The 25,675-nt window shown below is 31.6% G+C and carries 27 protein-coding genes; 18 read left to right on the plus strand and 9 right to left on the minus strand.

Going from position 1 to position 25,675, the window contains the following annotated elements:
• Positions 1-74 precede the first annotated feature (74 nt).
• The 5 genes from METFODRAFT_RS05475 to trm14 form a co-directional block, all read right to left on the minus strand.
• On the minus strand, positions 75-497 hold the full coding sequence (locus METFODRAFT_RS05475) for a hypothetical protein (protein ID WP_007044562.1): 423 nt from the start codon (positions 495-497) through the stop codon (positions 75-77).
• A gap of 29 nt (positions 498-526) precedes the next feature.
• Positions 527-1,744, minus strand: a complete 1,218-nt coding sequence (gene thrC / locus METFODRAFT_RS05480) for a threonine synthase (protein WP_007044563.1) — start codon at positions 1,742-1,744, stop codon at positions 527-529.
• Between the two features lie 99 nt (positions 1,745-1,843).
• A complete protein-coding gene (locus tag METFODRAFT_RS05485; protein WP_007044564.1) occupies positions 1,844-2,638 on the minus strand; it encodes a sulfite exporter TauE/SafE family protein in 795 nt (264 codons plus the stop codon).
• 16 nt (positions 2,639-2,654) lie between these two features.
• Positions 2,655-3,455, minus strand: a complete 801-nt coding sequence (locus METFODRAFT_RS05490; protein ID WP_007044565.1) for a DUF63 family protein — start codon at positions 3,453-3,455, stop codon at positions 2,655-2,657.
• Between the two features lie 12 nt (positions 3,456-3,467).
• Positions 3,468-4,616, minus strand: a complete 1,149-nt coding sequence (gene trm14, locus METFODRAFT_RS05495) for a tRNA (guanine(6)-N2)-methyltransferase (RefSeq protein ID WP_048115633.1) — start codon at positions 4,614-4,616, stop codon at positions 3,468-3,470.
• Between the two features lie 79 nt (positions 4,617-4,695).
• Here trm14 and METFODRAFT_RS05500 point away from each other — a divergent pair, with 79 nt between their 5' ends.
• The gene (locus METFODRAFT_RS05500) at positions 4,696-4,938 is read left to right on the plus strand and encodes a DUF4040 domain-containing protein (RefSeq protein WP_007044567.1); all 243 of its coding nucleotides are present in this window, start codon (positions 4,696-4,698) and stop codon (positions 4,936-4,938) included.
• Between the two features lie 12 nt (positions 4,939-4,950).
• On the opposite strand, the gene METFODRAFT_RS05505 is transcribed toward METFODRAFT_RS05500, so the two are convergent.
• The 3 genes from METFODRAFT_RS05505 to METFODRAFT_RS05515 form a co-directional block, all read right to left on the minus strand.
• Positions 4,951-5,430 (minus strand): deoxyuridine 5'-triphosphate nucleotidohydrolase, encoded by a 480-nt coding sequence (locus tag METFODRAFT_RS05505; protein WP_048115635.1) that lies wholly within the window; start codon positions 5,428-5,430, stop codon positions 4,951-4,953.
• Positions 5,431-5,684: 254 nt separating this feature from the next.
• On the minus strand, positions 5,685-6,908 hold the full coding sequence (glmU, locus tag METFODRAFT_RS05510; protein WP_007044569.1) for a bifunctional UDP-N-acetylglucosamine diphosphorylase/glucosamine-1-phosphate N-acetyltransferase GlmU: 1,224 nt from the start codon (positions 6,906-6,908) through the stop codon (positions 5,685-5,687).
• Between the two features lie 48 nt (positions 6,909-6,956).
• Positions 6,957-7,346: an HIT family protein gene (locus METFODRAFT_RS05515; protein WP_007044570.1), complete on the minus strand. Its 390-nt coding sequence runs from the start codon at positions 7,344-7,346 to the stop codon at positions 6,957-6,959.
• A 239-nt stretch (positions 7,347-7,585) separates the two neighbouring features.
• Between METFODRAFT_RS05515 and METFODRAFT_RS05520 the strand changes: the two genes are divergently transcribed.
• The 17 genes from METFODRAFT_RS05520 (at position 7,586) to METFODRAFT_RS05600 (ending at position 23,970) form a co-directional block, all read left to right on the plus strand.
• A complete protein-coding gene (locus METFODRAFT_RS05520) occupies positions 7,586-8,185 on the plus strand; it encodes a SagB/ThcOx family dehydrogenase (RefSeq protein WP_007044571.1) in 600 nt (199 codons plus the stop codon).
• Positions 8,186-8,190: 5 nt separating this feature from the next.
• Positions 8,191-9,129: a 4-demethylwyosine synthase TYW1 gene (gene twy1, locus METFODRAFT_RS05525; protein WP_007044572.1), complete on the plus strand. Its 939-nt coding sequence runs from the start codon at positions 8,191-8,193 to the stop codon at positions 9,127-9,129.
• A 430-nt stretch (positions 9,130-9,559) separates the two neighbouring features.
• Entirely contained in the window at positions 9,560-10,438 is an 879-nt protein-coding gene (gene rfbA, locus METFODRAFT_RS05530; protein ID WP_007044573.1) for a glucose-1-phosphate thymidylyltransferase RfbA, read from the plus strand.
• A 2-nt stretch (positions 10,439-10,440) separates the two neighbouring features.
• Positions 10,441-11,436, plus strand: coding sequence for a dTDP-glucose 4,6-dehydratase (gene rfbB, locus METFODRAFT_RS05535; RefSeq protein ID WP_007044574.1), 996 nt, complete (start codon positions 10,441-10,443; stop codon positions 11,434-11,436).
• Between the two features lie 5 nt (positions 11,437-11,441).
• Positions 11,442-12,584 (plus strand): ATP-binding protein, encoded by a 1,143-nt coding sequence (locus tag METFODRAFT_RS05540; protein WP_048115640.1) that lies wholly within the window; start codon positions 11,442-11,444, stop codon positions 12,582-12,584.
• A 12-nt stretch (positions 12,585-12,596) separates the two neighbouring features.
• A complete protein-coding gene (gene rfbD, locus METFODRAFT_RS05545) occupies positions 12,597-13,487 on the plus strand; it encodes a dTDP-4-dehydrorhamnose reductase (protein WP_007044576.1) in 891 nt (296 codons plus the stop codon).
• Position 13,488: 1 nt separating this feature from the next.
• On the plus strand, positions 13,489-14,046 hold the full coding sequence (gene rfbC, locus METFODRAFT_RS05550) for a dTDP-4-dehydrorhamnose 3,5-epimerase (RefSeq protein ID WP_007044577.1): 558 nt from the start codon (positions 13,489-13,491) through the stop codon (positions 14,044-14,046).
• Positions 14,047-14,102: 56 nt separating this feature from the next.
• Positions 14,103-15,173, plus strand: a complete 1,071-nt coding sequence (locus tag METFODRAFT_RS05555) for an ATP-binding protein (RefSeq protein ID WP_048115641.1) — start codon at positions 14,103-14,105, stop codon at positions 15,171-15,173.
• Positions 15,170-16,234 (plus strand): ATP-binding protein, encoded by a 1,065-nt coding sequence (locus tag METFODRAFT_RS05560; RefSeq protein ID WP_007044579.1) that lies wholly within the window; start codon positions 15,170-15,172, stop codon positions 16,232-16,234. The genes METFODRAFT_RS05555 and METFODRAFT_RS05560 overlap by 4 nt, the downstream gene beginning before the upstream one ends.
• Before the next feature lie 29 nt (positions 16,235-16,263).
• Positions 16,264-17,280: an ATP-binding protein gene (locus METFODRAFT_RS05565; protein ID WP_007044580.1), complete on the plus strand. Its 1,017-nt coding sequence runs from the start codon at positions 16,264-16,266 to the stop codon at positions 17,278-17,280.
• A gap of 116 nt (positions 17,281-17,396) precedes the next feature.
• Positions 17,397-17,624 (plus strand): hypothetical protein, encoded by a 228-nt coding sequence (locus METFODRAFT_RS05570; protein ID WP_007044581.1) that lies wholly within the window; start codon positions 17,397-17,399, stop codon positions 17,622-17,624.
• Positions 17,625-17,674: 50 nt separating this feature from the next.
• Complete coding sequence (gene sat, locus METFODRAFT_RS05575) at positions 17,675-18,823, plus strand: sulfate adenylyltransferase (RefSeq protein ID WP_048115642.1); 1,149 nt, start codon at positions 17,675-17,677, stop codon at positions 18,821-18,823.
• Between the two features lies 1 nt (position 18,824).
• Positions 18,825-19,757, plus strand: a complete 933-nt coding sequence (locus METFODRAFT_RS05580) for a DHH family phosphoesterase (RefSeq protein WP_007044583.1) — start codon at positions 18,825-18,827, stop codon at positions 19,755-19,757.
• 4 nt (positions 19,758-19,761) lie between these two features.
• Positions 19,762-21,150, plus strand: coding sequence for an alkaline phosphatase family protein (locus tag METFODRAFT_RS05585; RefSeq protein WP_007044584.1), 1,389 nt, complete (start codon positions 19,762-19,764; stop codon positions 21,148-21,150).
• On the plus strand, positions 21,147-21,671 hold the full coding sequence (cysC, locus tag METFODRAFT_RS05590; protein WP_007044585.1) for an adenylyl-sulfate kinase: 525 nt from the start codon (positions 21,147-21,149) through the stop codon (positions 21,669-21,671). Before METFODRAFT_RS05585 ends, cysC begins: the two co-directional genes overlap by 4 nt.
• A 12-nt stretch (positions 21,672-21,683) precedes the next feature.
• On the plus strand, positions 21,684-22,421 hold the full coding sequence (locus METFODRAFT_RS05595; protein ID WP_007044586.1) for a sulfite exporter TauE/SafE family protein: 738 nt from the start codon (positions 21,684-21,686) through the stop codon (positions 22,419-22,421).
• A gap of 19 nt (positions 22,422-22,440) precedes the next feature.
• Positions 22,441-23,970: a flippase gene (locus METFODRAFT_RS05600; protein ID WP_007044587.1), complete on the plus strand. Its 1,530-nt coding sequence runs from the start codon at positions 22,441-22,443 to the stop codon at positions 23,968-23,970.
• Here METFODRAFT_RS05600 and METFODRAFT_RS05605 read toward each other — a convergent pair.
• Positions 23,967-25,574 (minus strand): alkaline phosphatase family protein, encoded by a 1,608-nt coding sequence (locus METFODRAFT_RS05605; protein ID WP_007044588.1) that lies wholly within the window; start codon positions 25,572-25,574, stop codon positions 23,967-23,969. The genes METFODRAFT_RS05600 and METFODRAFT_RS05605 overlap by 4 nt on opposite strands.
• Positions 25,575-25,675 lie beyond the last annotated feature (101 nt).

The raw sequence follows: 25,675 nt of genomic DNA on the forward strand, positions 1-25,675 counted from the left end.
TTGTATGATGTTAATTTAGGTAAGTTTGTTAATAATGGTTATTACTTCAATTGCTAAAACTTAATAGTATCTAACTATTTCCACATTGTAATTATATATCTAAATGTGTGATGGGAATTAGGGTGAATAAATTTATCTTTTGGATTTTCTGCAATTCTTATAATTCCTTCTTTAAATATATCATAAATATCATCTGACATATTTAACAGATTTTTCCAATCGTCTAACCATCTTCTATCTACTTGATGAAAACCTTTTTCAGTTTCTTTTACTGTTTTAAGGCTGATTCCTAATATACTATTGTTTGAATAAATTAATATATCTGATTTATACTTTTTTCCTTGCTTGACTGCTTTGAATTTATTATCAAGTTGAAAGCCCAATACAGACAAGCATTTAATAAAATTATTTCTAAGATTGTTGTCTGAGTTTAGTTTATCCACTATTTCAGTTTCAGCATCTAATCCAATTCTTGCTTCTTTTTGACCCTTTAACATTTACTACCACCATTTAAACATAAGTTAAATTATATCTCCCTCAAAATCTTTTTTAAAACTTCTATATCACATTCAATTTTAATAGGTTCTTCACTAGCCCTTATTGCTGCATCTGGATCCTTCAAACCATTTCCTGTTGTTATGCAGACAATTTTTTCATCCCTATCTACAACTCCATTATCCAACAACTTTATTAACCCAGCGATTGAGGATGCGGATGCAGGTTCTACAAAAATCCCCTCTGTTCTTGCCAACAATTTTTGAGCGTATGTTATCTCCTCATCTGTAACAGATTCGCCTGTTCCTCCTGATGAGTATATTGCATCCAGTGCCTTTGGTGCATTTACTGGGTTTCCAATCCTTATTGCTGTTGCTATTGTTTCAGGATGTTCCTCTGGGATGATTTCTTTTGCTCCTTTTTTAACTGCATCAACTATTGGCTTTGCACCTTCTGCCTGAATTCCAGTCATTTTTGGGAGTTCATCAATAATTCCTGTTTCTCTAAACTCCTTAAATCCTTTCCATATAGCGGAGATGTTTCCTGCATTTCCTACTGGTAAAATTACTCTATCTGGAACTTCCCAGTTTAACTGGTCACAAATCTCAAATCCAATAGTTTTTTGCCCTTCCAATCTAAATGGGTTAACTGAATTGAGTAAATATAATAGTTTTTTCTCTGCAAGTTCCCTTATCATTTTCAAAGCATCATCAAAGTTCCCCTTAACTTGAATAACCTTTGTTCCATAGAACATTGCCTGAGCAAGTTTTCCCAATGCAACTTTTCCCTCAGGTAATAGAACAATACATTTTTTACCACTTCTTGCGGAATATGCTGCCAATGAAGCAGATGTGTTTCCAGTTGATGCACATCCTACAACTTTAACTCCAAGTTCGTTGGCCCTTGTTACACCAACAGTCATCCCTCTATCTTTAAAACTCCCAGTTGGGTTTGCTCCTTCATTTTTTACATACAACTCCTTCAATCCCAATTCTTTTGCAAGGTTGTCACATTTATATAAAGGGGTTCCTCCCTCGTGGAGTGTAACTATCTTTTTTGGATCTTTTACAGGCATGTATTCTAAGTATCTCCAAACTCCGATTTCTCTCTTTCTTAATGTTTCTTTTGATACTTTTTCCTTTATCGTTTCATAATCATAAACAATCTCTAACAAACCACCGCATTCACAAGTGTACGTTATGTCATCAACATCATATTCTTTCCCACATTTTATGCATTTTTGAATCATATTATCACCAATATTAAAAAGATACTTGCGGTTTACGTTTCTATGAAATTGTAACTCGATTATATATGCAAAGTTATATAAAATCTTTATCCTTATTGATTAAAAAATCAAATTCAACCCTACTAAAAATAAAACTATTCCAAATATCCTCCTTAATATAACAGCATCCAATTTTGTTGATAACCTAACACCATAAGATGAAAACATCGCACTTGGTATTGCAATACACAAACCAACAAGGAGGGATACATAACCTACGTTATACAAATCAACAGAATCGATATTTGGATTTGCGCTTAAATAGGGAATCAACCCTCCAAATGACGTTAAGATTATCATCCCAAGGGATGTTCCAATGGCTTTTTTTATTGGAAACTTTAAGAATAAAATCATAACTGGAATTGCTATAACCCCTCCACCTAAACCAACCATCCCTGTGAGAATTCCAATCAAAAATCCACAAACGATTAGAGGGATTAAATTTGGTTTTACGAAATCTTCAATTTCTCTAATTTTTGGACAACGTATCATATTTATTGAGATTGCAATTAAAATAACCCCAAATATAATTTTTAATAACCCTCCACTTAAGTAGTTGACCACAATAGTTCCACTGATGTAGGAGCCAACCATCCCCATCATGCCCATTAACGCCGCTGATTTCCAATCGACGTTTTTGAATTTGCTGTGCTTGTATGCCCCAACAAGGGACGTTATAAATACAACAAACAAACTCGTACCAAATGCCATCTTTACAGCAAAATTTTCAGATATGTTTAAGTAATCAAATGCATAAATTAAAGATGGAACTACTATGAATCCTCCACCAACACCCAACAACCCAGACAATATCCCAACAACAATACCGAGTAGAACAAAAATTGAAAATAACATAATCCCACTTTAATTTTTATACCCCCATTATGGTTCTAAACAAATCCCTCAACCCAGGGGCTAATCCTAAGCACATTATGGTTATCTTTAAAATATTCTTTAAATCTTTATTACCTACCTCTTCATTTATTAAATACAAGGCAATTAATACAACAATTAATTTTAAAGGTATCATCACATATGCTCCAAATGTATCCATGAAGAATCTTGGGATTGGATGTTGCTCCCAATATCCATAGATTCCTATTCCTACGGCTGTTGCTGAAGCATCCACTAATTGGGAAAATATGGCATATTTGTCTATTTTTGATGGAATAATTTTATCTTTAATCTTAGTTTTTCCAATTATGTATGTTATGGACATATAAGTTGGAAACAATATCAAAGAGACATACAATACTGCCCCCAAATGTTCTACCCTATTTAAAAAATATATTGAAAAGTAGATTGTTGGCAACAATGCGAAAGGAATTGCCAACTTATAGTATTTCTCCCTTAGAAACACTCCTGATATTAAAATTGAAATCATATAATAACTTCCAATCAAAACAACAATTCCCGGAGTTATTGTAAAAAAACTCCTTTCTATAACGCCTGCATCTACCAACGCCCTCATTAGGGAAATTAAGATAACATAAAAAACAGTAGTTTGAGCAAATTTTTCATCAATAGTGATCTTCAACTTAACACATGCCCTATAGAAGATGTAAACCATCACTGTTAGGAGAATTCCATAGGTGACTTCTTGAATTATATTATACCCACTTCCTTCTATCATTGGTTCGATGTAGTATTTGTAGATAAATTCTTTTATCATATTATCCTCCAATTATTCATTTTCAAGAACAAATACAATCGTATCTAATCCTCCATACATAACCTTAAATTCCTCTTTTATTTTGTAGTTATTGTTTATTGCTGCATTTCTTAAAATTTTATCCTCTGCAGTTATTATTACTATTCTTGATTGATTGTAAGCTATCTTTTTCAGTGAATTTAGGAAGTTATTATATAAATTTCTAACCATCCTTTTACCGCCGATTCTTATGCCATAGGGTGGATTTGTGATAACAACATCTACTTCCTTTAAACCAATTTTCTCCAATTCTGTTGCATCACCTTCGATAAAGTTTATCGTATCTGCAACTCCAACATTCTCAGCATTCTTTACAGCCCCTTCTATATGCTTTTTAAATTTCTCAATCCCATAGAGTTTTAGGATTTTTTCGTTCTCAACGATTTGACTTTTTATACCTTCCAATATATCCCTTCCAAACAACTTTATAAATGCAAAATCATCCCTAAATTTTCCAGGTGGGATATTCCTCTTAATCATTGCCCCCTCTATTAAGATTGTTCCACTTCCACACATTGGATCCAATAAAATCCCATCATCCTTCCAATTAGAAAGTTTTACTAATGCAGATGCAATCGATGCATTTAAATGTGCTGGGTGGTTATATGCCCTATACCCCCTCTTGTGCAAACCCTCATCTCCTGTTGTATCTATTCCAATGATGAGTTCATTAAGAATTACATCAACTCTAATAATAACATCAGGGTTATCTAAATTCACTTTAAGTCCAATATTTTTTGCATTCTTGTATGCATCTATAACTGCCTGTCCTGCAACTTTTCCAACATCCACAGATGTGAAATTATGTTTTCCAACCCTCAATGGTCTTATTGCAAATGATTGTTCTTCTTTTATCCATTCACTCCAATCGATCTCATAAACACTTTTATAAATATCATCAAGAGATATTCCATCAAATTTTTCAAAGTTCAATAGAATCATTATCCTCTCTATTGTTCTTGATAAATAATTAACTTTGGGAATTAATTCCAAATCCCCTTCAAAAAATATTCTTCCTTTACTTTCTTTTGTCCTAAAAATTCTTCCACCAAGTTCCTCAATTTCATCTGATGAGATTTTTTCAAGCCCTGGTGGAAGTGTTGCGTAATATTTTAACTTAATAGTAGCACCTCCAAATCAAAAAAATTTATAAATATGATACGCATTAAATTTTAATTAATCATTTAAAAATGGTGAAAAAATGGATATCTTTGTATCTTATGTCATTATGGTTTTAATAGTTCTCTCCTACATCTCAGCGTTATTGCAGAGGGATTTGATTAAGTGTGTGGTTTTCACTGGATTGGGTGGATTAGGTCTTGCTTATTTGTATTATGTCCTCCTTGCCCCTGATGTCGCTTTAACAGAGGCAATCCTTGGAGGAGCGGTCTTGCCAGCGTTTTTTGCTTTTACAGTTAGAAGAACTCAAAGGATGGATAAATAAATTAATTTATTTTTAATTTTTATTTTTTTCATTGTAAATTCCTTCATATAATCCAGCAACATCCCTACATTCAACAAAGACAATCTGGGCAATCCTTGCATATTTGTAGATAGTTATTGGATTTAAAACATGCAACAGATAGGCAGGGTATCCCTCATATCCAGGATCATGAACTGCGGTGTAGATTGTAACTCCCATTCTTAATAAAGAACTCCTTGGATACGCAAATCCAGCGGCATTTTCAGGAACCTTTATTCTATCTGCTATTTTTACAACATAGATTCCGGGTTGTAAATCAATCTTTTCATCCCTTTCAGAATCAAAAATCTCCGTATATTTTGGGAGTTTTCTTTTTTCATTTGTAAAGTCTATAGTACCATTTCCATCCAATTTATAAATTTTTCCAACTCTTAAATCAATACCACACTGCTGAATTTGAATGTTATCTTTAATTTTAACAAAGTTTTTTGACGTGTTTGCTCCAATAATCATAACTTCACCATTGTTTTTATTCATATTCTATCTTTAATTTATTGTTATGTTCCTAAGAAGTTTATAGAAACCTACTTTCCATTTCTATAACTAAAAATAATTTAAGGATTGAATTAATCAACTATATAGTTGTTTGCGTTAAATATTAAAAATACTTAATAAATTTAAGAGAGATTTGCAACCTATTTTAAAATTTAAGACAAATACAACCATTTAAAAGGGTATATAAATAAATTCCTAAAATTCACAAACAATTATAATTTCTTAAATACTAATTCATCCTTTTTATAAACAAATGTATTCTTTTCAATATCCCTATCAATTAAACAACTTGCTCCAATCCAGGAGTTACTTCCAACTTTAACACCTGGCATAAAAGAGACTTGAATGCCAGTTTTAACATTATCTCCCATTATAACACCTAATTTTCTAACGCTTTCAATCCTCTTCCCTTTTATATTTACTTTAACTGGTTTATCATCAAACCTTAAATTTGCTGTTATTGTGTTGCATCCAAAGTTGCAGTTCTCCCCTATTATACTATCTCCAACATAGGAAAGATGAGGAATTTTTGTATTTTTCATGATTATACTTCCCTTTATTTCCGAAGAGTTTCCAACAAAGGTATTTTCCATCAAAACAGTATTTGGTCTTATATAAGCAAGAGGTCCAACTATAGCACCTTTTTTAACAATTGCTGGGCCCTCAATAACAGAATTTGCTTTTATAATTGCCCCTTCCTCTATAACAACCTCTCCTTTAATAACAACATTTTCCTCAATTTTTCCTTTAATATTGGTTTTTATTTTTTCCAATAAATACTTATTCGCATCCAAAATATCCCATGGCCTTCCAATATCGTTCCAATATCCATTTAGTTTAATACCTTTTATTTTTTTCTCCCTTGTAAGTTCCTTTATTGCATCGGTTAATTCAACCTCTCCCCTTTCAGAGGGTTTAATATCTTTCAAAATCTCAAAAACTTCATTCTCAAACTTATAAATTCCCGCGTTTATAAGGTTTGATTTTGGATTTTTGGGCTTTTCCTGAAGTTCTATGACATTGTTTTCATCATCCAAAACAACAACTCCAAAATTCTCCGGGTTTTTTACTTCCTTCAATGCCATGGCATTTTTGTATTTTAAAAACTTCTCCAAATCATCCTCAAAAATAATATCTCCATTTAAAACCAAAAAATCCTCTTCAACATAATCCTTTGCGGTTAAAACAGCATAACCAGTCCCATCTATTTCCCCCTGCTCTAAAAATTTAACTTTTGGATGGTTTTTGAAATACTCGATAATAACCTCTTTTTTGTATTTAACAACAAGATAAATATTATCCACTAAATCCTCAACTTTCTCAATGATATTCTCTAAAATAGGTTTTCCTGCAATTGGTATCATAGGCTTTGGTCTGTTTTCTGTTAGTGGTCTTAGGCGTTCCCCTTTTCCAGCACATAAAATTATCGCATCCATTATTTCACCTATTATTTAAAAAATAAAATAAAAAATACATAAACAAAATTATTGTTTTACTATTTTCTCAACTTCATCCAAATCTACGTCTTTAACTTCCCCAAACTTAACAACATCCCCATCATTTTGGTATCTTGGGATGATATGGAAGTGCACATGTGGAACTTCTTGACCAGCAACTGGTTTGTTGTTGTTTACTATGTTATATCCATCAAAGTTTAATGGCTTTAAAATCTCAATAACTTTTTTGATGGTTTTCATTAATTTTGCCATCTCTTCATCTGGCATCTCATCAAGAGTTTCATAGTGCTTTTTTGGAATTACTAATGTATGCCCCCTATTCCTTGGATTTATGTCTAAGAATGCCATGGTATCTTCATCTTCATAAATAATCTTTGCAGGAATTTCTTTACTCACGATTTTGCAGAATATGCACATATTACCACCTTTAATGTTCATTACAATAATTTTTATTTTTATCAAGTTTATTTTAAAGTTTTGTTTAAGACATATATAACTTTATTAGGTGGTTCGAATATAACTACATAAAATAAATATGTTGTTTGTGTTATGGGACTAATCATCAATAATTTATCACCAAAATTTTGGTATGGTATATATTTTGCAACGATTATAGTAGATATTGATATCTTTTAAAAAAATAAAAGTGGGAAATTATGGAAATAAAACTACCCAATCCAAAATTAATCAATATTGAACCAATTTTGGTTAAAAGAAGGTCTATAAGAGAATATGGGGATGAACCTCTAACATTGGAGGAACTCTCTCAACTTTTATTTGCATGTCAAGGAGTAACTAATGACTATGGATTTAGAACAGCACCATCTGCAGGAACTACTTATCCATTAGAGATATACATTTCAGTAAAAAATGTTGTTGGACTTGATAGTGGAGTCTATAAGTATATACCACATTCCCATTCATTATTAAAGGTTTTTAATGGGGATGTTGGGGAAGAATTGTCCATTCTGTCCTTAAATCAGTATTTTATTGCCGAGGCTCCAGTAGTTATTATATTCACTGCAGTTTATGAAAGAACTATGCAGAGGTATGGAAAAAGAGGTATTAGATATGTGCATATAGAGGTAGGTTGCACCTCCCAAAATGTATATTTAGAGGCAACAGCATTAAATCTTGCAACTGTTGCAGTTGGAGCATTTGATGATGAGGGTATTATAAAACTTATAGGGTTAAAGGAAGAGTATCCACTATTGTTAATGCCAGTTGGAAGAATTATTTACCGTTCTATGAGGTGATACTGATGGAAGAGATTTACCAAATCTTAAGAAAACAGAGGTATCAAATAAAAAACCACACTGCAGTTAAATTATGTGGTTGGGTAAGGAAGTATTTATTGGAAAACAAAAGTTGTTATAAATCAAAGTTTTATGGAATAGAAACACATAGGTGCATCCAATGTACGCCTGCGGTCGTTTGGTGTCAGTTAAATTGTATATTCTGTTGGAGGGTTTTGCCATCTGATATCAACATGCAAAAAACTTTTAAAGAACCAAAATGGGATGAACCAGAAGAGGTATTTGAGGAAATCCTAAAAATGCACAAGACAATAATTATGGGTTATAAAGGGGTTATTGATAGAGTTGGAGAGAAGAAATTTGAGGAAGCATTAAATCCAAGGCATGTAGCAATTTCCCTATCTGGAGAACCAACGCTATATCCCTACTTAGATGAGTTGATAAAAATCTTTCATAAAAATGGATTCTCAACATTTGTAGTTTCAAATGGTATTTTAACGGAAGTTATAGAAAAGATAGAACCTACTCAACTTTATGTTTCATTGGATGCCTATAACTTAGAGAGTTATAAAAAAATTTGTAGGGGGAAGGAAGAGTATTGGGAAAAGATATTGGATACATTGGATATTTTAGGGGAGAAAAAGAGAACCTGCATTAGAACAACCGTAATAAGGCATTTAAATGATGATATTTTGAAGTTTGTGGATTTGTATGAGAGAGCCAATGTCAACTTTATTGAAATAAAATCCTATATGAATGTTGGATATTCAAGGAAAAGGTTGAAATTGGAAGATATGCTTAAACCTGAAGAAATATTAGAGTTAGCGAAGATTTTAGACGAAAACAGTTGCTATAAATTTACAGATAGTTCTTCTGATAGTAGAGTTGCATTATTAATGAATGAAAATAAAAAGATAAATCCGAAAATTAATTTTGAAAATTAAATATTTGAAAATATGGTGTATCACTGAGGAAGTGGGCGTCGTAAAGATAGGTTCTGCTTATTACCTTTATTATGCTCTTTTTCATAGAGAAGATTTATTGCTTCCTCTACGACTTTTGACAAACCACCTCTTTTCCCTTTGTATTTTTTATGCCATTTGGATTAGGAGATTGGAGATTCCAGAGGTTATATTAATAGAGCCAGTAGTTTGGAGATGAGAGGGATTTTTTATGGAAACTTATAAATATAGTGAGTTTTCAAATTAAAATTAAAGGAACATTTATTCAAGATAACTAAATCTAAAAATGGTTTTGAGGGGGTTGCATTATCAAAAAATCCAAATGCACAAGGGAAGTTAATGAGATGTCTCCACTAAGAGAAGCGGATAACAACATTTGTTTATGAACCAAATAGTGAATAGAGGTGGAAATATGAAAGGTATAGTATTGGCTGGGGGTTCCGGAACAAGATTATATCCTATAACCTATGCTGGAAACAAACATTTAATGCCTATCTATAATAAACCAATGATTTATTATCCATTATCAATTTTAATGCTCGCCCAAATTAGAGAGATATTGATTATCTCAACTCCCGAGGATTTACCAAGGTTTAAGAAACTTTTAGGTAGTGGAGAGCAGTTTGGGATAAAGTTACATTATAAAGAGCAGAAAGAGCCAGGAGGATTGGCAGAGGCATTTATTATTGGAGAGGAGTTCATTGGTGATGATAATGTTTGTTTAATTTTGGGAGATAATATTTTGTATGGAAGTGGATTAACTGGGCTTTTGCTTGAAGCAAAAGAAGAGTTAGAAAAAGAGGGGGGAGGGGTTGTATTTGGGCAGTATGTTAAAGACCCAGAGAGATATGGAGTTATTGAATTTGATGAAAATGGAAATATAAAGTCAATCATAGAAAAACCAAAAAATCCTCCATCAAATTATGCAGTTATAGGGCTTTACTTCTATGATAATGATGTGATAGAGATTGCAAAGCAAGTAAAACCATCTTGGAGGGGAGAGTTAGAGATAACTGACATAAACAATGAATATTTAAATAGAGGGAAGTTAAAAGTTAAGCTTTTACCAAGGGGTGTTGCATGGTTTGATGCTGGGACTCATGAGAGTTTTTTAGAGGCTACAAATTTTGTTGCAGCAATTGAGGGAAGGCAGGGACTGATGGTTGGTTGTTTGGAAGAAATAGCGTATAGAAATGGATGGATAAGTAGAGAGAAGTTGTTAGAGCTTGCTAAACCATTGATGAAAACAGATTATGGAAAATATTTAGAGAGGTTATCTAAAGAGGGATAAAAATGAAAGTTTTAGTTACTGGAGGGGCAGGTTTTATTGGAAGTAACTTTATAAGGTATATTTTGGACAAACATAAAGACTGGGAAGTTATAAATTTAGATAAACTTGGATATGGCTCTAATTTAGATAATTTAAAAGGAGTTGATGAAGATAGATATACGTTTGTTAAAGGGGATATGACTGATTTTGAGTTGATTTCTAAGTTGGTTAAAGAGGTTGATGCTATTATAAACATGGCTGCAGAGACTCATGTCGATAGAAGCATATCTAATCCTTATTCATTTATAGAAAGCAATATAATTGGTGTTTATACAATATTAGAGGCTATAAGGAAGTATAATCCAGAAATTAATTTTGTTCATGTAAGTACTGATGAGGTTTATGGGGATATTGAGAAGGGTTCATTTACAGAGAATGATAGATTAATGCCATCTTCTCCTTATTCCGCAAGTAAGGCTGGGGGAGATATGCTTGTCTTAGGGTGGGCAAGAACCTACAACTTAGATGCAAAGATAACGAGATGCACAAACAATTACGGCCCTTATCAATTTCCTGAAAAGTTGATTCCTAAGACAATAATTAGAGCTTTAAATAATTTAAAAGTCCCAATATATGGGAGAGGAGAGAATGTTAGAGATTGGCTTTATGTATTAGACCATTGTAGTGGAATAGAGTTAGTTTTAGAAAAGGGAGAAAGGAGAGAGATTTATAACATAGCATCAAATCAGGAGAAGATGAATATAGAAGTTGTTAAGATGATTTTAAAGATTATGGGTAAATCAGAAGATTTAATTGAGTTTGTTGAAGATAGACCTGGGCATGATGTCAGATATAGTTTAGATGCTTCAAAGATAAGAGAACTTGGCTGGAGACCAAAGTTTAAGTTTGAAGATGGTTTAAAAGAAACTGTTGAATGGTATCTCAACAATGAATGGTGGTGGAAGCCGTTAATTAATGAAAAAGTGTTGCATCCAACACCTTGGAAGTTAAAATGGTGAATAAAATGAAATTCTTCAACAGAGAGAAAGAGATTAATGAGATTTTATACATTTTAAATAAAGAGCCTGATGATATTTATTTTATTTATGGCTCTATAAATTCAGGTAAAACTGCCTTAATCAATGAGGTAATTAACAATAGGTTAGATAAATATGTTGTTTTTTATATAAATTTAAGAGGTTATTTTATCTCAAAATATGATGATTTTATAAGGGTTTTATTCAAAACATACACTCCGAAAAAATCTTTTTTAGATAGGATAAAAAATATTTTAAAGCCATTGATTAAAGATAGTCCTAATTTTATTGATATTCCTTCTATTGCTTCCATAACATCCAACGTTTTAACTGGCATTCCAATACCTAAAAACCTATTAAATCAATTATTAAAAGATAAAAATTCAGATGATGTTTTTAATTATCTAACTGAAATTTTTTTAGAGGTTAAAAAATATGGAAAACAGCCAGTTTTAATAATAGATGTCTTGGAAACCTTCGGTTTCCAAAATCTTTGTCGCTTCGCTCCAAAGAACTTACAAAAGATTGGAGATTTAAAATTAAATGGATTTTTAATATACGAGTTGTTTAATTACTTTATTGATTTAACGAAAGAGTTGCATTTATGTCATGTTTTTTGTTTAAGTTCTGATAGTTTGTTTATTGAAAAGGTTTATAATGAGGCTATGTTAGATGGTAGAGCTAAGTATTTATTAGTTGATGACTTCGATAAAGAAACTGCCTTAAAGTTTATGGATTTTTTAGCTGAGGAGAATAATATCAAATTAACTAATGAAGATAAGGGGTTAATCTATTCCTATGTTGGAGGGAAGCCAAAGGATATTAAATATGTTGTGGAAGAGATTAAGTTTAAGGAGTTAAAAGAGGTTTTAGATTATTTGCTAAAAGATACTATTCAAAGACTAAAATACTTTTTAGAAGATGTTAAGGAAGAAGATGAAGAGTTTTATAACAAAATAGTTGAGGCATTAAAGCTGTTTAAGGAGAGTTATGAAATTGAAGATATTGCAATAAATAAAAAAGTTAGAGAGTTTTTAGTTAAAAGGAATATATTGTTTTTAAATCCACAAAAAGGTATTCTAAAACCACAATCATTTTTAGTTTGGAATGCAATAAAGAGAGTTTTATAAAATGGTGGTTTTATGGAAAAAATTGCTATTATTGGTTTGGGCATGATTGGCTATGAATTGGTTAGGAGGTATTTGGAATTGGATGATTACAAGGTTTATATTATAACAAGAAGTGATAAAGGATTTTTTAATGATGTTGAGAAATATTTTGTTGATATTACTGATGAGAATAAAATTAAAGAAACTATTAAAAAAATAAATCCTGATTTTGTTGTGAATACTGCTGCAATGACCAATGTTGATTTGTGTGAAACTGAAAGAGATTCAGCATATAAAATAAATGCTTTAGGGGCAAAATATATTGGAGAGGCTTGTAAAGAAATTGATTGCTATTTATGTCATATATCAACAGACTATGTCTTTGATGGGGAAAAGGGGGATTATGTTGAAGAGGATGAAATAAATCCTATCAATTACTATGGCTATACAAAGGCAGAGGGGGAAAAATTATTGAATGAGTTGGATTATGATTCAATGTCTATTGTTAGGATTTCTGTTCCTTATTGCATAAGTCCAGTTAAGGTCAATTTCTTCATGTGGGTTTTGGAAAGGTTAAAGAATAATGAAGCAATAAATGCTGTAATCGACCAATGGAATACTCCAACCTATGTAAATGAGTTTATTGGTGGGGTTGTTAAGATTTATGAGAAAGACATTGGTGGGTTACTACATTTTGGTGGGGGAGAGAAGGTAAGTAGATACGAATTTGCCTTAAAAGTTGCTGAGGTTTATGGATACGATAAAACCTTAATAAAACCAATTAAAAGTGCTGAATTGGGTTGGAAGGCTAAGAGACCAAGAGATACTTCCTTAAATAGTGAGAAGGCTAAAAAAATTTTAGGTATAAAATTAAAGACAGTTGAAGAGGTATTGAATGAGATAAAAAGTAACTTGGAGGGATAAAATGCCATTTGAGTTTGTAAAAACCAAAATCCCAGATGTGATTTTGATTAAGCCGAAGGTTTTTGGTGATGAGAGGGGCTTTTTCATGGAGACGTATAAGAAGGAGGATTTTGAAAAGGCTGGAATTAAAGGAGAGTTTATTCAAGATAATCATTCAAGGTCAAGGTATGGAGTTTTGAGGGGTTTGCATTTTCAGAGAGAACCTTATGCTCAGGCGAAGATCGTTAGATGCGTTAGAGGAGTTATTTATGATGTTGCCGTTGATTTAAGGAAGAATTCTGAAACTTTTGGAAAATGGGTTGGAGTTATTTTATCTGAATTTAATAAACATCAACTCTATATTCCAAGGGGTTTTGCCCATGGCTTTGTAGTTTTAAGTGAAGTTGCTGAGGTAGTTTATAAGGTGGATAATATTTATGCTCCAGATTATGAGGGGGGAGTTATCTGGAACGATGAGGATATCGGCATAGAATGGCCTATTGACAATCCAATCTTATCTGAAAAAGATAAAAAATGGCCTACACTGAAAGAGTTAGTTGAGAGAGGGGGGTTGTTCTAACTCTATTTTATTTTTTATGGAAAGTTGTAGAGGCACATTATTAAATGGTGATTCTAATGAAATTTTTTGATAGAGAGAAAGAGATTGCTGAGATATTATCAATCTTAAGGGAAGATCCAAATAATATCTACTTTATCTATGGCCCTTTGAATAGTGGTAAAACTACTCTAATAAAACACATCATTGAAAATAAGCTAAGTGATGATTATAAGGTTTTTTATATTAATTTTAGAACTTATTTGATATCAGAAAAGAGGGAGTTTATTGAAGCCATCTTTACTACAAAAAAGGATGATTTCTTTGAAAAAATTAAGGATAAGGAGGAGATTTTGGATTTAATAACCAAGAGCGTTAGAATTTTAACCGGCATCCCTATACCAGAAGTAGAGTTCGATAAATTGTTTGAAAAAGAGATAAACGACGCCTTCCAGTATTTAAACAGTTTATTATTAGAGGTTAAAAAGAGTGGAAAATGGCCAGTTTTAATATTTGATGAATTACAAATGATTAAGGACGTTGTTTTAAACGGGCAGAAATATTTATTAAAAGAGTTGTTTCAATTCTTAGTTTCATTAACTAAAGAACAACATCTATGCCATGTTTTTTGTTTATCATCGGATAGTTTATTTATTGAATACATCTATGGAAAGGCTGAGTTAAAGGGAAGGGTTGATTATATTTTAGTGGATGATTTTGATAAAGAAACAGCAATAAAGTTTATGGATTTTTTGGCTAAAGAGAATAATATTAGCTTAACTAATAAAGATAAAGAGCTTATCTATAGCCATGTTGGTGGAAAGGCAAAGGATGTTTACGATGTTATTGTTAAATTAAAAATTGGTAAGGATTTGAGAGATGTTTTAGAGATAAAGCTTGGAGAGGAGTTGAATCATTTGGAAGAATTATTGGAGATGATTGAAGAAGGTTATGAGGACATGAGTTATGATGATATCTTAGAAGCTTTAAAATTATTTAAAGATAATTATGAAGTTCCAAAAAACAAGATAAAAAGAAAAGTTAGAATATTTTTAATCAAAGAGAATATTTTATTTTTAAATTCACAGAAGAGAATTTTAAAACCACAAAGTTATTTAGTATGGAACGCTATAAAAAGAGTGGTAGAATGAAATTCTACAATAGAGAAAAAGAGTTAAATTACTTAAAAACTTATGTTCAATTAGAGCCAAATTCTATCTTATTTGTTTACGGCCCTAAATCTTCTGGAAAAACTACAGTAATGCTTAAAGTTATCGAAGAGTTATCTAAAAGGGATGATTTAGTATTTTTTTACTATGATTTAAGAGAATACGCCACTCCAACAAAGGAAGAGTTTTTAAAGATATTTTTTGAAAAGTCGGATAAAAAATATTTGTTGAATAAATTAGAAATTAATTTAGGAATCTACAAATTTGGAATAGAGGAGAATTTTGATTTTAATAATTTATCTTTAAATGATGTTTTTACTAAGATAAATGAGAGCATAAATGCTGTTGTTAAAGATGGGAAGAAGCCAATTTTAATAATAGATGAGTTGCAGAAATTAAAAAATATCTACTTTAATGGAGGTATCAGACAAAATCCTTCGGATTTTGTTACTCGAACCTACAGTTCGAAATCTCTGCTAAATGAGTTATTCAATCTCTTTGTTCATTTAACAAAAGTTAGGCATCTATGCCATGTTATTTGTCTAACATCAGATACCTTATTTATTGAAGAGATTTATAGAAATTCAACTTTAAAAAATGCTTCTAAGTATTATTTGATTGATTGGCTGAGAAAAGGAAGTATAAAAAATATCTTAAAAGAAGAGGGCTTTAATGAAGATGAGATTAATTATTGTTTAAAATATCTTTCTCTACCTTATGAAATAGTTGATTTGATAGAGAATAAAAAATTAGGTTTGAGTGTTGAAGAGACAATAAGGCAGTGGATAAACGTTGAAGCGGATGGGTTAAAGTATTTAATTGACACTTCCGATTTAGATGAAGGAGAGATTTATAAGGTATTATCTAAGTTTAAGGATAGGATAAAAATTGACTACAAAAAAGAGATTAAAAAGTTGGAAATGAAGTATTTAAAATTTTTAATTGAGAATGAGATTTTGTTTTATGATGTTATTAATGGAATTATTAAACCGACTTCAATAATTGAGTGGTTTGCTATTAGGGAGATAATTAAGAGTCGTTAATTGGTTCTTAAACTAAATTAGGTGAAAAAATGAGATTCTATAATCGAGAGAAAGAACTCAACTATCTAAAAACTTATGTTCAATTAGAACCAAACTCTATATTGTTTGTTTATGGTCCAAAGTCATCTGGAAAATCAACAGTAATGAGGAGAGTTATTAAAGAGTTAGAGGATAGCAATATAGTGTTTTTCTATTATAATCTAAGAGAATACGCAACATGTAGTAAAGAAGAATTTTTAGAAGTATTTTTTGAAAAAGATAAAAATAAAGTTGTAAGAAATAATTTAATCTTAGATTTAAAGGTTTTTAAAATTGGAATTGAGGAAAATTACGATTTTTCAAAAATAAGTTTAAATGATGTTTTTAAAATGATAAAATCAAGTGTAAATGAAGTAGTTAAAGAAGGAAAAAGACCAGTTTTAATTATAGATGAACTTCAAAAATTAAAAAATATCTACTTTAATGGTTCGAAATCCCTATTAAATGAATTATTTAATCTCTTTGTATCTTTAACTAAAATGGAACATCTATGCCATGTTATCTGCTTAACGTCTGATACTTTGTTTATTGAAGAGATTTATAGAAACTCTACCTTAGAAAATACTTCAGAATATTACTTAATTGACTGGTTAAGAAAAGGAAGTATAAGGAGTATTTTAAAAGAAGAAGGTTTTAGTGAAGAAGAGATAAACTATGCTTTAAATTATTTATCTTTACCCTATGAAATCTCTCAATTGATAAATAACAAAAAATTGGGATTATCAATTGAGGAGACAATAAAACAGTGGATAAATATTGAGAGAGATAAAATCTTATATTTAATCTCAACTCAAAAAGAATTTGAAATGAAAAGGTTAATTGAAGCATTAAAATTATTTGAAAATGATATAAAAGTTGATATTAAAGAGATTATAAAAAATAACCTTATGGATGAGGTTAAATTTTTGATTAAAAATGAGATTTTATTTTATGATGTTGTTAATGGGATTATAAAGCCTACTTCTGTTAAGAAATGGTATGCTATTAGGGAGATTTTGGAGAGTTGAGGTAATTTAATATATAAGAGAGGGATTAGATGAGTGTTGTTAAAAGAATAGTAAAACTTATATATCCTTTTAATTATATTTAATTAAATATCATTAAATATAATTAAGGTGAAAAAATGTTAGATGAGAGAAAATATACGACAGTTTCAATTCCAGTCCAATTATATGAAAAAATTAAAAAAAGAATTGAAGGGACTGGGTTTACATCAGTCTCAGATTATGTAACCTATGTTTTAAGAGAAGTTTTAGCAAGTTTAGAAGAAGAGGAAAAAGAAGAAGTATTCACAGAAGAAGAAGAAGAAAAGGTCAAAGAAAGGTTAAGAGCATTAGGATATTTAGATTAATCATTTTATTTTTTAATTATATTTAATTAAATATCATTATGGTGATAAAAATGGTTTCAAAGCCTCATGGAGGGCGATTGGTTAGAAAACTATCATCAAAAAAAACTAAAGAGAGAATTTTAGATGAAAAGGATGAATACCCAGAAGTTCAGATTAGAGAGGGGATAGCAGTAGATTTAGAAAACATAGCTCATGGAGTTTATTCTCCACTTGAGGGATTTCTAAGGGAGGAGGAATTCCAATCAGTTTTAGATACTATGAGGTTGCCAAATGATTTACCATGGAGTATTCCTATTGTTTTGGATATTAACGAGGAAGATCTCAACTTCAGTGTAGATGATACGATTTTGCTATTTTATAAAGATATGCCAATAGCAGAGATGCATGTTGATGACATCTATAAGTATAATAAAAAAGAATTTGCCCAGAAGGTTTTTAAAACAACTGATATAAATCATCCAGGAGTTACTAAGGTTATGAACATGGGAGAATATCTAGTTGGAGGAGAAATTTATCTATTAAATGAGCTACCAAATCCTTTTAAAAAATATACCCTTAGACCAATAGAAACAAGGATTTTGTTTAAAGAGAGAAAGTTTGAAACCATTGTTGCATTTCAGACAAGGAACGTTCCTCATTTAGGTCATGAGTATTTGCAAAAATCTGCATTGATGTTTGTTGATGGATTGTTTGTAAATCCAGTCCTTGGAAAGAAAAAGAAAGGAGATTACAAGGATGAAGTTATTTTAAAAGCTTATGAGACATTGTTTAAGCATTACTATCCAAAGGATTCTGCAGTTTTGGCAACTGTTAGATATGAAATGAGATATGCTGGGCCAAGGGAAGCGATACACCACGCAATAATGAGAAAGAATTTTGGATGCACACATTTTATTGTTGGAAGAGATCATGCTGGAGTTGGGAATTATTATGGGCCTTATGAAGCACAAGAAATATTCAAAAACTTCCCTGACTTAGGAATAACTCCAATGTTCTTTAAGGAATTTTTCTATTGCAAGAAATGTAAGGGTATAGTAAATGAAAGAATCTGTCCTCACCCAATAGAAGATAGAGAGTATTTCAGCGGAACAAAAATCAGAAATATGATAATGAATGGTGAAGTTCCTCCTGAATACTTTATGAGAAAAGAGGTTTATGAGATAATAATGAGTTTTGAAAACCCATTTGTGGATGGTTAATATGTTAATAATTCACCATTGGGATGCTGATGGGATAACTTCAGCAGCTTTGACAGTTAAAGCATTAAATTTAGAGGATTTTGTAAATATAACTCCTCCAATTGGGGAGTTTAGATTTGATGACAGAATTAAAAAATACATTGAAAAAGCAGAAAAAATTTATGTTTTAGATTTAAATCTACCACAAGAAGTAGAGGATATAGAAAAAGAGACAATATTCATCGACCACCATATACAAAAAAAGATTAAAAATCCATATGTCAAGCAGATAAATCCAGTTTTGGATGGAAAAGATTTTCCTTCAGCATCTTTTGTGGTTTCAGAATATTTCTCTAATTGGGACTATTTATCTGCACTTGGAGCGGTGGGGGATATTGGGGAGAGGGCATTTAACATACCAAAGGTTTTGGAACTTCTGAATTTGGAGGGGATCGGTAAAGAAGATGCATTAAAATTGGTTCAATTGATTGATTCTAACTATATTATAATGGATAGAGAAAGCGTAGAAAAAGCAGTAAAAGTTGTTTTAGAATTAGAACCAAAAGAAATTTTAGAGTATGAAGAATGGAATAAAAATCTTGAAAAAATCAATGATGCAATAGAGAATGCAATTTCAAATATTAAAGTTAAAGAAGGATTTGCATTCATTGAATTTGAGAGTAAATTTAATATTATCTCAAAAGTTGCAAGGAAAGTTGTTTGGGAAATGAGTTATGATGGAGCAATAGTTGTAAATAAAGATTTCCATGGAAAAGCACAGATATACTTTAGAATTTCACCTAATTTGGTGGATAAAATAAAAATGAATGATATTATTAATACTTTAAAAACTAAGGGTTTTAATGCAGGTGGTAAAAAAGACGTTTTAGGGTGCATTTTAGAAAAAGATGATGTTGATGAGGTTTTAAAAATTATCAATGAATATTTAAGGTGATATAATGGAAGATGTTAAAAAAGTATTTGTTATTGGTTTGGATTCTGCACCTCCAGAACTTTTATTTGATAAGTTGTTGGATAAACTTCCAAATATAAAAAAACTCTTAGAGAAGTCAATTTATGGCCCTATGAAGAGTTGCATTCCGGCAATTACAATCCCTGCCTGGATGGTAATGGCTACTGGTAAAACCCCTGGAGAATTAGGGCTTTATGGATTTAGGCATAGAAAGAAAGAAACATACAATGATATTTGGATTGCCCATAGTTTAATGGTTAAAGAAAAAGCAGTATGGGATTATTTAGGAGAAGTAGGAAAAAAATCAATCTTAATTGGTGTTCCTCCAAGTTATCCTCCAAAGCCTATTAAGGGGCATTTGGTTTCTTGTTTTATAACCCCCGATGCATCAGTTAATTACACTTACCCAAAATCTCTCAAAAATGAAATAGAAAACCTTGTTGGAGAATATATTTTTGATGTTGTTTTTAGGAAGGATAATAGAGATGAGGTAAAAGAATTGCTTTGGGAGATGACAGAAAAGAGGTTTGAAGTTATAAGATACTTAATCCAAGAAAAAGAATGGGATTATTTCCAATTTGTTGAAATTGGTTTAGATAGGGTTCATCATGCATTCTGGAAGTATTTTGATAAAAATCATCATCTCTATGAGCCTAGGAATAAGTATGAGGATGTTATTCCAGAGTATTATAAATTGTTAGATAAAGAGATTGGAAAAACTTTAAAGCTTTTAGATTTGGATGAAACTGCAGTTGCTATAGTATCAGACCATGGTATAAAGGCAATGAAAGGAGCTTTTGCAATAAACCAATGGTTAATTGAGGAAGGACTATTAAAAATTAAAAATCCAGAGATTTTAAAATCTGGAAAACAGTTGAGATTTGAGGATTTAGATGTGGATTGGAACAAAACAATAGCATGGGCTTGGGGAGGTTATTACGTAAGGATTTTCTTAAATGTTGAGGGAAGAGAACCAAATGGAATAATAAAACCAAGAGATTATGATAAAGTTAGGGATGAAGTTGCAGAAATGATTAGAGGCATTAGGGGACCAAATGGGGAGAGATGGAATACTAAAGTGTTTTATCCAGAGGATATTTATCCAATAACAAAGGGAGATAAACCAGATATGATGGTTTATTTAGATAATTTAAGTTGGAGGTCTGCAGGAACTTTGGGCTATGATAACCCATATTTGTTGGAGAACGATACAGGACCAGATGATGCTGTTCATTCTGAGTATGGAGTTTTCTCTTTATATGTTCCTGGAATGGTAAAAAGTAAACAAATAACTTCAACCATTTATGACTTTGCCCCTACAATTTTGAAGTTATTTGGAATGGAAAAACCGTTAAGGGGGAGGAGTATATTATGAGTAAGGGCTTTACTATTTGGCTTACTGGGCCGAGTGGGGCTGGGAAGACAACATTGGCAAATGCTTTGAAGGAGAAATTTAAAGAAATGGGATATAATGTTGAGATCTTAGATGGAGATGAGATAAGAAACACTTTGTATCCAAATTTGGGATTTAGTAAAGAGGCAAGGGAGATGCACAATAGGATTGTTATTCACATGGCTAAGTTGTTGTCAAGAAATGGAGTTATTGCTATAGTCTCTTTAATTTCTCCTTATAAATCTGTTAGAGAGTATGCAAGGAAAGAGATTGAGAGATTTATTGAGGTTTATGTTTATGCCCCTCTTGAGGTTAGGATTAAAAGAGACCCTAAGGGGCTTTATGCTAAAGCATTAAAGGGAGAGATTAAGGGCTTAACTGGCTATGATGGAGTTTATGAAGAGCCAGATAATCCAGAGGTTAAGGTTGATAGTTCTAAGATGAGTGTTGATGAGGAAGTTGAGTTGATAATAAAAAAGGCAAAAGAGTTAAATTACTTATAAAAAGTGAGTTTTATGTATATATTTATATTTCTTGGATTTCTTGTGGGATTTCTTGTTGGTTTAACTGGAATTGGGGGAGGGGCTTTAATGACTCCTTCTTTAATATTTTTGGGAGTTGAACCTCTCATAGCAGTAGGGACTGATTTGTTGTATGCATTTATAACAAAGGTTTTTGGCTCATTTTTTCATAATAAAAGGAATGGAAATGTTAATTTTAATATTGCATTAAAATTATTTTTAGGAAGTTTGCCAGCAATAATTTTGGGAACAGTTATATTGGAGGCTATAAATAGGGAAGTTTTAAACAAGTATGTAACCTTAATTTTAGCATTTGTATTGATACTTTCTTCTTTGATAAGTTTTTATAAGGGAAAGAGTAGGAATAGAGAATTAAATAAAGATGTTTTTATATTAGTTGGTTTTTTAGTAGGTTTAGTAATACAACTAACTTCAGTTGGGGCGGGAGTTATTGTAGGATTTATTTTATTGAACTTTACTAACTTACATCCAAAGGAGGTTGTAGGGACAACGATATTTTATGGGGTTTTTATAGCATTACTTGGATGTTTAAGCCATTTAATGCTTGGAAATGTTGATTATTTGTTGGCATTGTATTTAATTGTTGGGACTGTTCCAGGGGTTTATTTAGGGACATTCTTAAATTCGAAAGTCCCTAAGGAAGTGTTGAGGAAGGTTATTATTATTTCAATATTAGTTATTGGGATTGTTATGTTGGTTAAAAGTTTTTAATGTAGAGAAGGTGAATTAGATGAGTGAAATTACACAAACTCTGCAGAAGATTGCTAAAGGAACAGGAATTATTTTTGCTGGAACAATAATATCAATGTTTTTCGGGTTTTTGAGTATGACAATTATTGCAAGGCATTTTTCCACTGAAGAGTATGGTGTTTTTAATTTAGCATTGACTATTTTGAGCATTGCTCTTGTAATAACCACATTAGGCATTCCAAATTCTCTTCCAAGGGAGATTGCTTTTTATAAGGAGAAGGAATCCTCGAGAGTTAAGGAGTTGATTTCAACAGCTTTGATAATTGTTGCATTGAACAGTTTGGCAATTATGATGTTTTTGATTTTTGGTTCAGGCTTTATTGCTCAAGTGTTTAATGAGGAAAGATTAGCTTACGCTCTAAAAATAATGGCTTTTGCTTTGCCGTTTTCAGCCTTAATTGGTGTGATAATCTCAACTATTCAGGGATTTGGAAGAGTTAGGGAGAAGGTATACTTTCAGAATGTAGTTTATCCTACTGTTTTTTTAGTCCTCGTTGTAGCCGGAGTTTTCCTCAGACTTTCTTTTACATATGTATTTTTTGCTTACGTTGTTGCTCAAGCCCTCACACTTTTAAATTTAACTTTTAATATCTGGAAGATTAAGCTTTTTGAGTTTGGGATTTCGTTAAATTTAAAGCTTGGGAAAGAGTTAATAAGGTTCTCAACTCCACTATTATTCACTGGTATATTGGGATTCTTAATGGGATGGACCGATACTCTAATGTTAGGCTACTATAAATCCTCTGATGTGGTGGGGCTTTACAATTCTGCTTCTCCTATTGCAAAGCTAATCCCAATCTTTTTAACTTCTGCAGGATTTATTTACGTTCCCATTGCTTCTTCCTTGTATGCTCAAGGAAAGATTAGAGAAATGGGCAAAATTTACCAAATTCTCACTAAGTGGATATTCTTGCTGACTTTGCCCATTTTTAGCGTGATGTTCCTATTTCCAGAGGCTACAATAAGTTTTTTCTTTGGAGCAAAGTATGTTGAAGCGAACCAAGCTTTAAGGATTTTAGCGTTGAGTTTTATGTTTCATACATTTCTGGGTCTAAATGGATGGAGTTTAATCATAATCAGAGAAAACAATTTTATCATGCTTGCAACGTTTGCTTCTGTAGTTTTGAATATCATCATAGGCATAATGCTAATACCATCATATGGAATGAATGGAGCAGCAGTTGCAACGATGATTTCATACTTTATTCAAAATACAATGGTCTCTTTCAGACTTTATAAAAAGACCAGAATTCATCCATTTAGCTTAAACTATGTGAAGCCTCTAGTTATTAGTTTTATTTTGTTAGGAATAGTCCAGAGTTTGCACTTGAAAGTGCCAAACGTATGGTATGCTATTCCAATCTTGATAATTTTCCTTGTGGTGTACGCATTCTTAGTTCTTTTGAGTAGGAGCATTGATAAAGAAGATGTTGAGCTGTTTTTAGCAATAGAGAGGAGATTAGGGGTTGATTTGGGAATAATAAAAAGAGTGTTGAGGAGGTTTGTTTAGATTTTACCCTTTAGCTTTAAGCTTTTGATCGCGTTTTTGAGCTTTTTATCTTCTCCCTTTTTCTCATAGTAACTTGGGTCGATATATTTTTGCTTTCTTTTAGCAAATTCTGAATCTTCTTCAAAAATTTCCATTAAAACTCGCCCATCCATGTCGTTTGGAATTGGCAAGCCAAAGATGTGGAGAATTGTTGGAGCAATGTCGCAGATTTTGGCATCAACTCTTTGACCTTTCTTAATTCCTGGACCATAAGCCAAGAAAATACCATTTAGTCTATGTGAACCAGTGTGCCTTGTTGAAAATGGCTTTTCTTCAAATAGAGGTTTATCAAAGTTGTCTTCGATTATAACGCATCTCCAGTTGTTTATTGTGAAGATTATGTCAGGCAGAAGGTTAACTTTCTCTCCGGAATAGAGTTTTTTAGGTTCATATATTTGAACTTCAACTTCTTTTCCAATATCCTTGCTTATATTTTTCAGGTCATATAGTAATCTAGCTTTAATTTCCTCCCTCTCTTTTTCATTGCTTGCATTTATGTAAATAGCTCCAAATGGTATAGTATGTCCTAGACAGTAGGCTTTGCTTTTTTCAAAATCAATTTCGTCTGCAATGCTGGTTCTTAGCACATTCCCAACACTTTTTCTGGTTTTGGTAGAGAATAATTTCCTTAGTGGTGTTTTTGCCACGATTGTAGCACTTTTATATGCGTATTTTTTGATGAGCTTCTTGATGTTCCTTTTCCTAACCATATATCCCTTCATTTCGAGCCATTTGGCTAAGTTAAACATCTGGTCATTAGGTCCAAATCCATGGTCTGAAACAAGGAAAACAATTGTATCATCTTTTACCATTCTTAATAAGTTACCAAGAATCTTATCTATTCTTTGCCAGAATTTAATAAATTCTTTCTTGTATTTAGGTGAAACTTTTGGTTCATATAATGGGTGACTATCATCTATATGCCTCCACATTATATGCTGAACCCAGTCAGTTGCTGAAAAAACTAAGAAGAGAGTGTCCCACTCTTTGTTTTTGACTAGGTAATAAATCCATTTTTCAAATTTCTCTAAGAAGTTATTTAGGTCAGATATAAACAGGTCGAGATTCTCATATTTTTTGTTGTGGTAATCAACATAGATTTCATATTTTCCCGTAACATATTCTAACTCTTCTTTCAAAGCTGGTGGATATGAAATATCATCATCCGGAGAAGAACCTAATCCAGAAATCATAAAGCCGTTTACTTTATACGGAGGATATAGCATGGGATAGTTGAAAATACCAACTTTTTTGTTTGCTTTACTTAAATAGTCCCAAAAAGAGTGTCCTTTGAAATCTGAGGAAGTTGTGGGATATAGTTTATAACTATCATCTTTTTTGTTCAGAAAATCTATTATCCCCGTTTTTCCTGGAGTTTTCCCTGTTGCTATGGCTAACCATGCACTTCCAGTTACTGGAGGGACAGTTGATTCTAAAATCCCCCAACTTCCATTTTTAACCAATTTCTCCAATGTTGAAAGCTTTTTCATCTTTATCAAAGGCATTAAAATGTCCCAAGTAGCTCCATCAAGACCAATTATTAGTAATTTTTGAGAATCATTCATGAAATCCCCCCTAAAGATATAATAAGAACAATGTTTTTAAGTTTACTCATGCTTTGGTAATAGATATATACTAATAGGACTTTCGCAAGCATATTCGAATA

The organism is Methanotorris formicicus Mc-S-70, from assembly GCF_000243455.1.
GTDB lineage: Archaea > AGJL01 > Methanococci > Methanococcales > Methanococcaceae > Methanotorris > Methanotorris formicicus.

Excerpts from the sequence above, each read along its gene's own strand:
- rfbA (WP_007044573.1), top strand. The coding sequence starts at position 9,560 with ATGAAAGGTATAGTATTGGCTGGGGGTTCCGGAACAAGATTATATCCT.
- METFODRAFT_RS05515 (WP_007044570.1), bottom strand. The coding sequence starts at position 7,346 with ATGTGCATATTCTGCAAAATCGTGAGTAAAGAAATTCCTGCAAAGATT.
- METFODRAFT_RS05600 (WP_007044587.1), top strand. The coding sequence starts at position 22,441 with ATGAGTGAAATTACACAAACTCTGCAGAAGATTGCTAAAGGAACAGGA.
- sat (WP_048115642.1), top strand. The coding sequence starts at position 17,675 with ATGGTTTCAAAGCCTCATGGAGGGCGATTGGTTAGAAAACTATCATCA.
- rfbB (WP_007044574.1), top strand. The coding sequence starts at position 10,441 with ATGAAAGTTTTAGTTACTGGAGGGGCAGGTTTTATTGGAAGTAACTTT.
- METFODRAFT_RS05595 (WP_007044586.1), top strand. The coding sequence starts at position 21,684 with ATGTATATATTTATATTTCTTGGATTTCTTGTGGGATTTCTTGTTGGT.
- glmU (WP_007044569.1), bottom strand. The coding sequence starts at position 6,908 with ATGGATGCGATAATTTTATGTGCTGGAAAAGGGGAACGCCTAAGACCA.
- METFODRAFT_RS05540 (WP_048115640.1), top strand. The coding sequence starts at position 11,442 with ATGAAATTCTTCAACAGAGAGAAAGAGATTAATGAGATTTTATACATT.
- cysC (WP_007044585.1), top strand. The coding sequence starts at position 21,147 with ATGAGTAAGGGCTTTACTATTTGGCTTACTGGGCCGAGTGGGGCTGGG.
- METFODRAFT_RS05585 (WP_007044584.1), top strand. The coding sequence starts at position 19,762 with ATGGAAGATGTTAAAAAAGTATTTGTTATTGGTTTGGATTCTGCACCT.
- METFODRAFT_RS05555 (WP_048115641.1), top strand. The coding sequence starts at position 14,103 with ATGAAATTTTTTGATAGAGAGAAAGAGATTGCTGAGATATTATCAATC.
- rfbD (WP_007044576.1), top strand. The coding sequence starts at position 12,597 with ATGGAAAAAATTGCTATTATTGGTTTGGGCATGATTGGCTATGAATTG.
- thrC (WP_007044563.1), bottom strand. The coding sequence starts at position 1,744 with ATGATTCAAAAATGCATAAAATGTGGGAAAGAATATGATGTTGATGAC.
- METFODRAFT_RS05565 (WP_007044580.1), top strand. The coding sequence starts at position 16,264 with ATGAGATTCTATAATCGAGAGAAAGAACTCAACTATCTAAAAACTTAT.
- METFODRAFT_RS05485 (WP_007044564.1), bottom strand. The coding sequence starts at position 2,638 with ATGTTATTTTCAATTTTTGTTCTACTCGGTATTGTTGTTGGGATATTG.
- METFODRAFT_RS05500 (WP_007044567.1), top strand. The coding sequence starts at position 4,696 with ATGGATATCTTTGTATCTTATGTCATTATGGTTTTAATAGTTCTCTCC.
- METFODRAFT_RS05520 (WP_007044571.1), top strand. The coding sequence starts at position 7,586 with ATGGAAATAAAACTACCCAATCCAAAATTAATCAATATTGAACCAATT.
- METFODRAFT_RS05580 (WP_007044583.1), top strand. The coding sequence starts at position 18,825 with ATGTTAATAATTCACCATTGGGATGCTGATGGGATAACTTCAGCAGCT.
- METFODRAFT_RS05505 (WP_048115635.1), bottom strand. The coding sequence starts at position 5,430 with ATGATTATTGGAGCAAACACGTCAAAAAACTTTGTTAAAATTAAAGAT.
- METFODRAFT_RS05560 (WP_007044579.1), top strand. The coding sequence starts at position 15,170 with ATGAAATTCTACAATAGAGAAAAAGAGTTAAATTACTTAAAAACTTAT.
- METFODRAFT_RS05570 (WP_007044581.1), top strand. The coding sequence starts at position 17,397 with ATGTTAGATGAGAGAAAATATACGACAGTTTCAATTCCAGTCCAATTA.
- METFODRAFT_RS05490 (WP_007044565.1), bottom strand. The coding sequence starts at position 3,455 with ATGATAAAAGAATTTATCTACAAATACTACATCGAACCAATGATAGAA.
- METFODRAFT_RS05605 (WP_007044588.1), bottom strand. The coding sequence starts at position 25,574 with ATGAATGATTCTCAAAAATTACTAATAATTGGTCTTGATGGAGCTACT.
- rfbC (WP_007044577.1), top strand. The coding sequence starts at position 13,489 with ATGCCATTTGAGTTTGTAAAAACCAAAATCCCAGATGTGATTTTGATT.
- METFODRAFT_RS05475 (WP_007044562.1), bottom strand. The coding sequence starts at position 497 with ATGTTAAAGGGTCAAAAAGAAGCAAGAATTGGATTAGATGCTGAAACT.
- twy1 (WP_007044572.1), top strand. The coding sequence starts at position 8,191 with ATGGAAGAGATTTACCAAATCTTAAGAAAACAGAGGTATCAAATAAAA.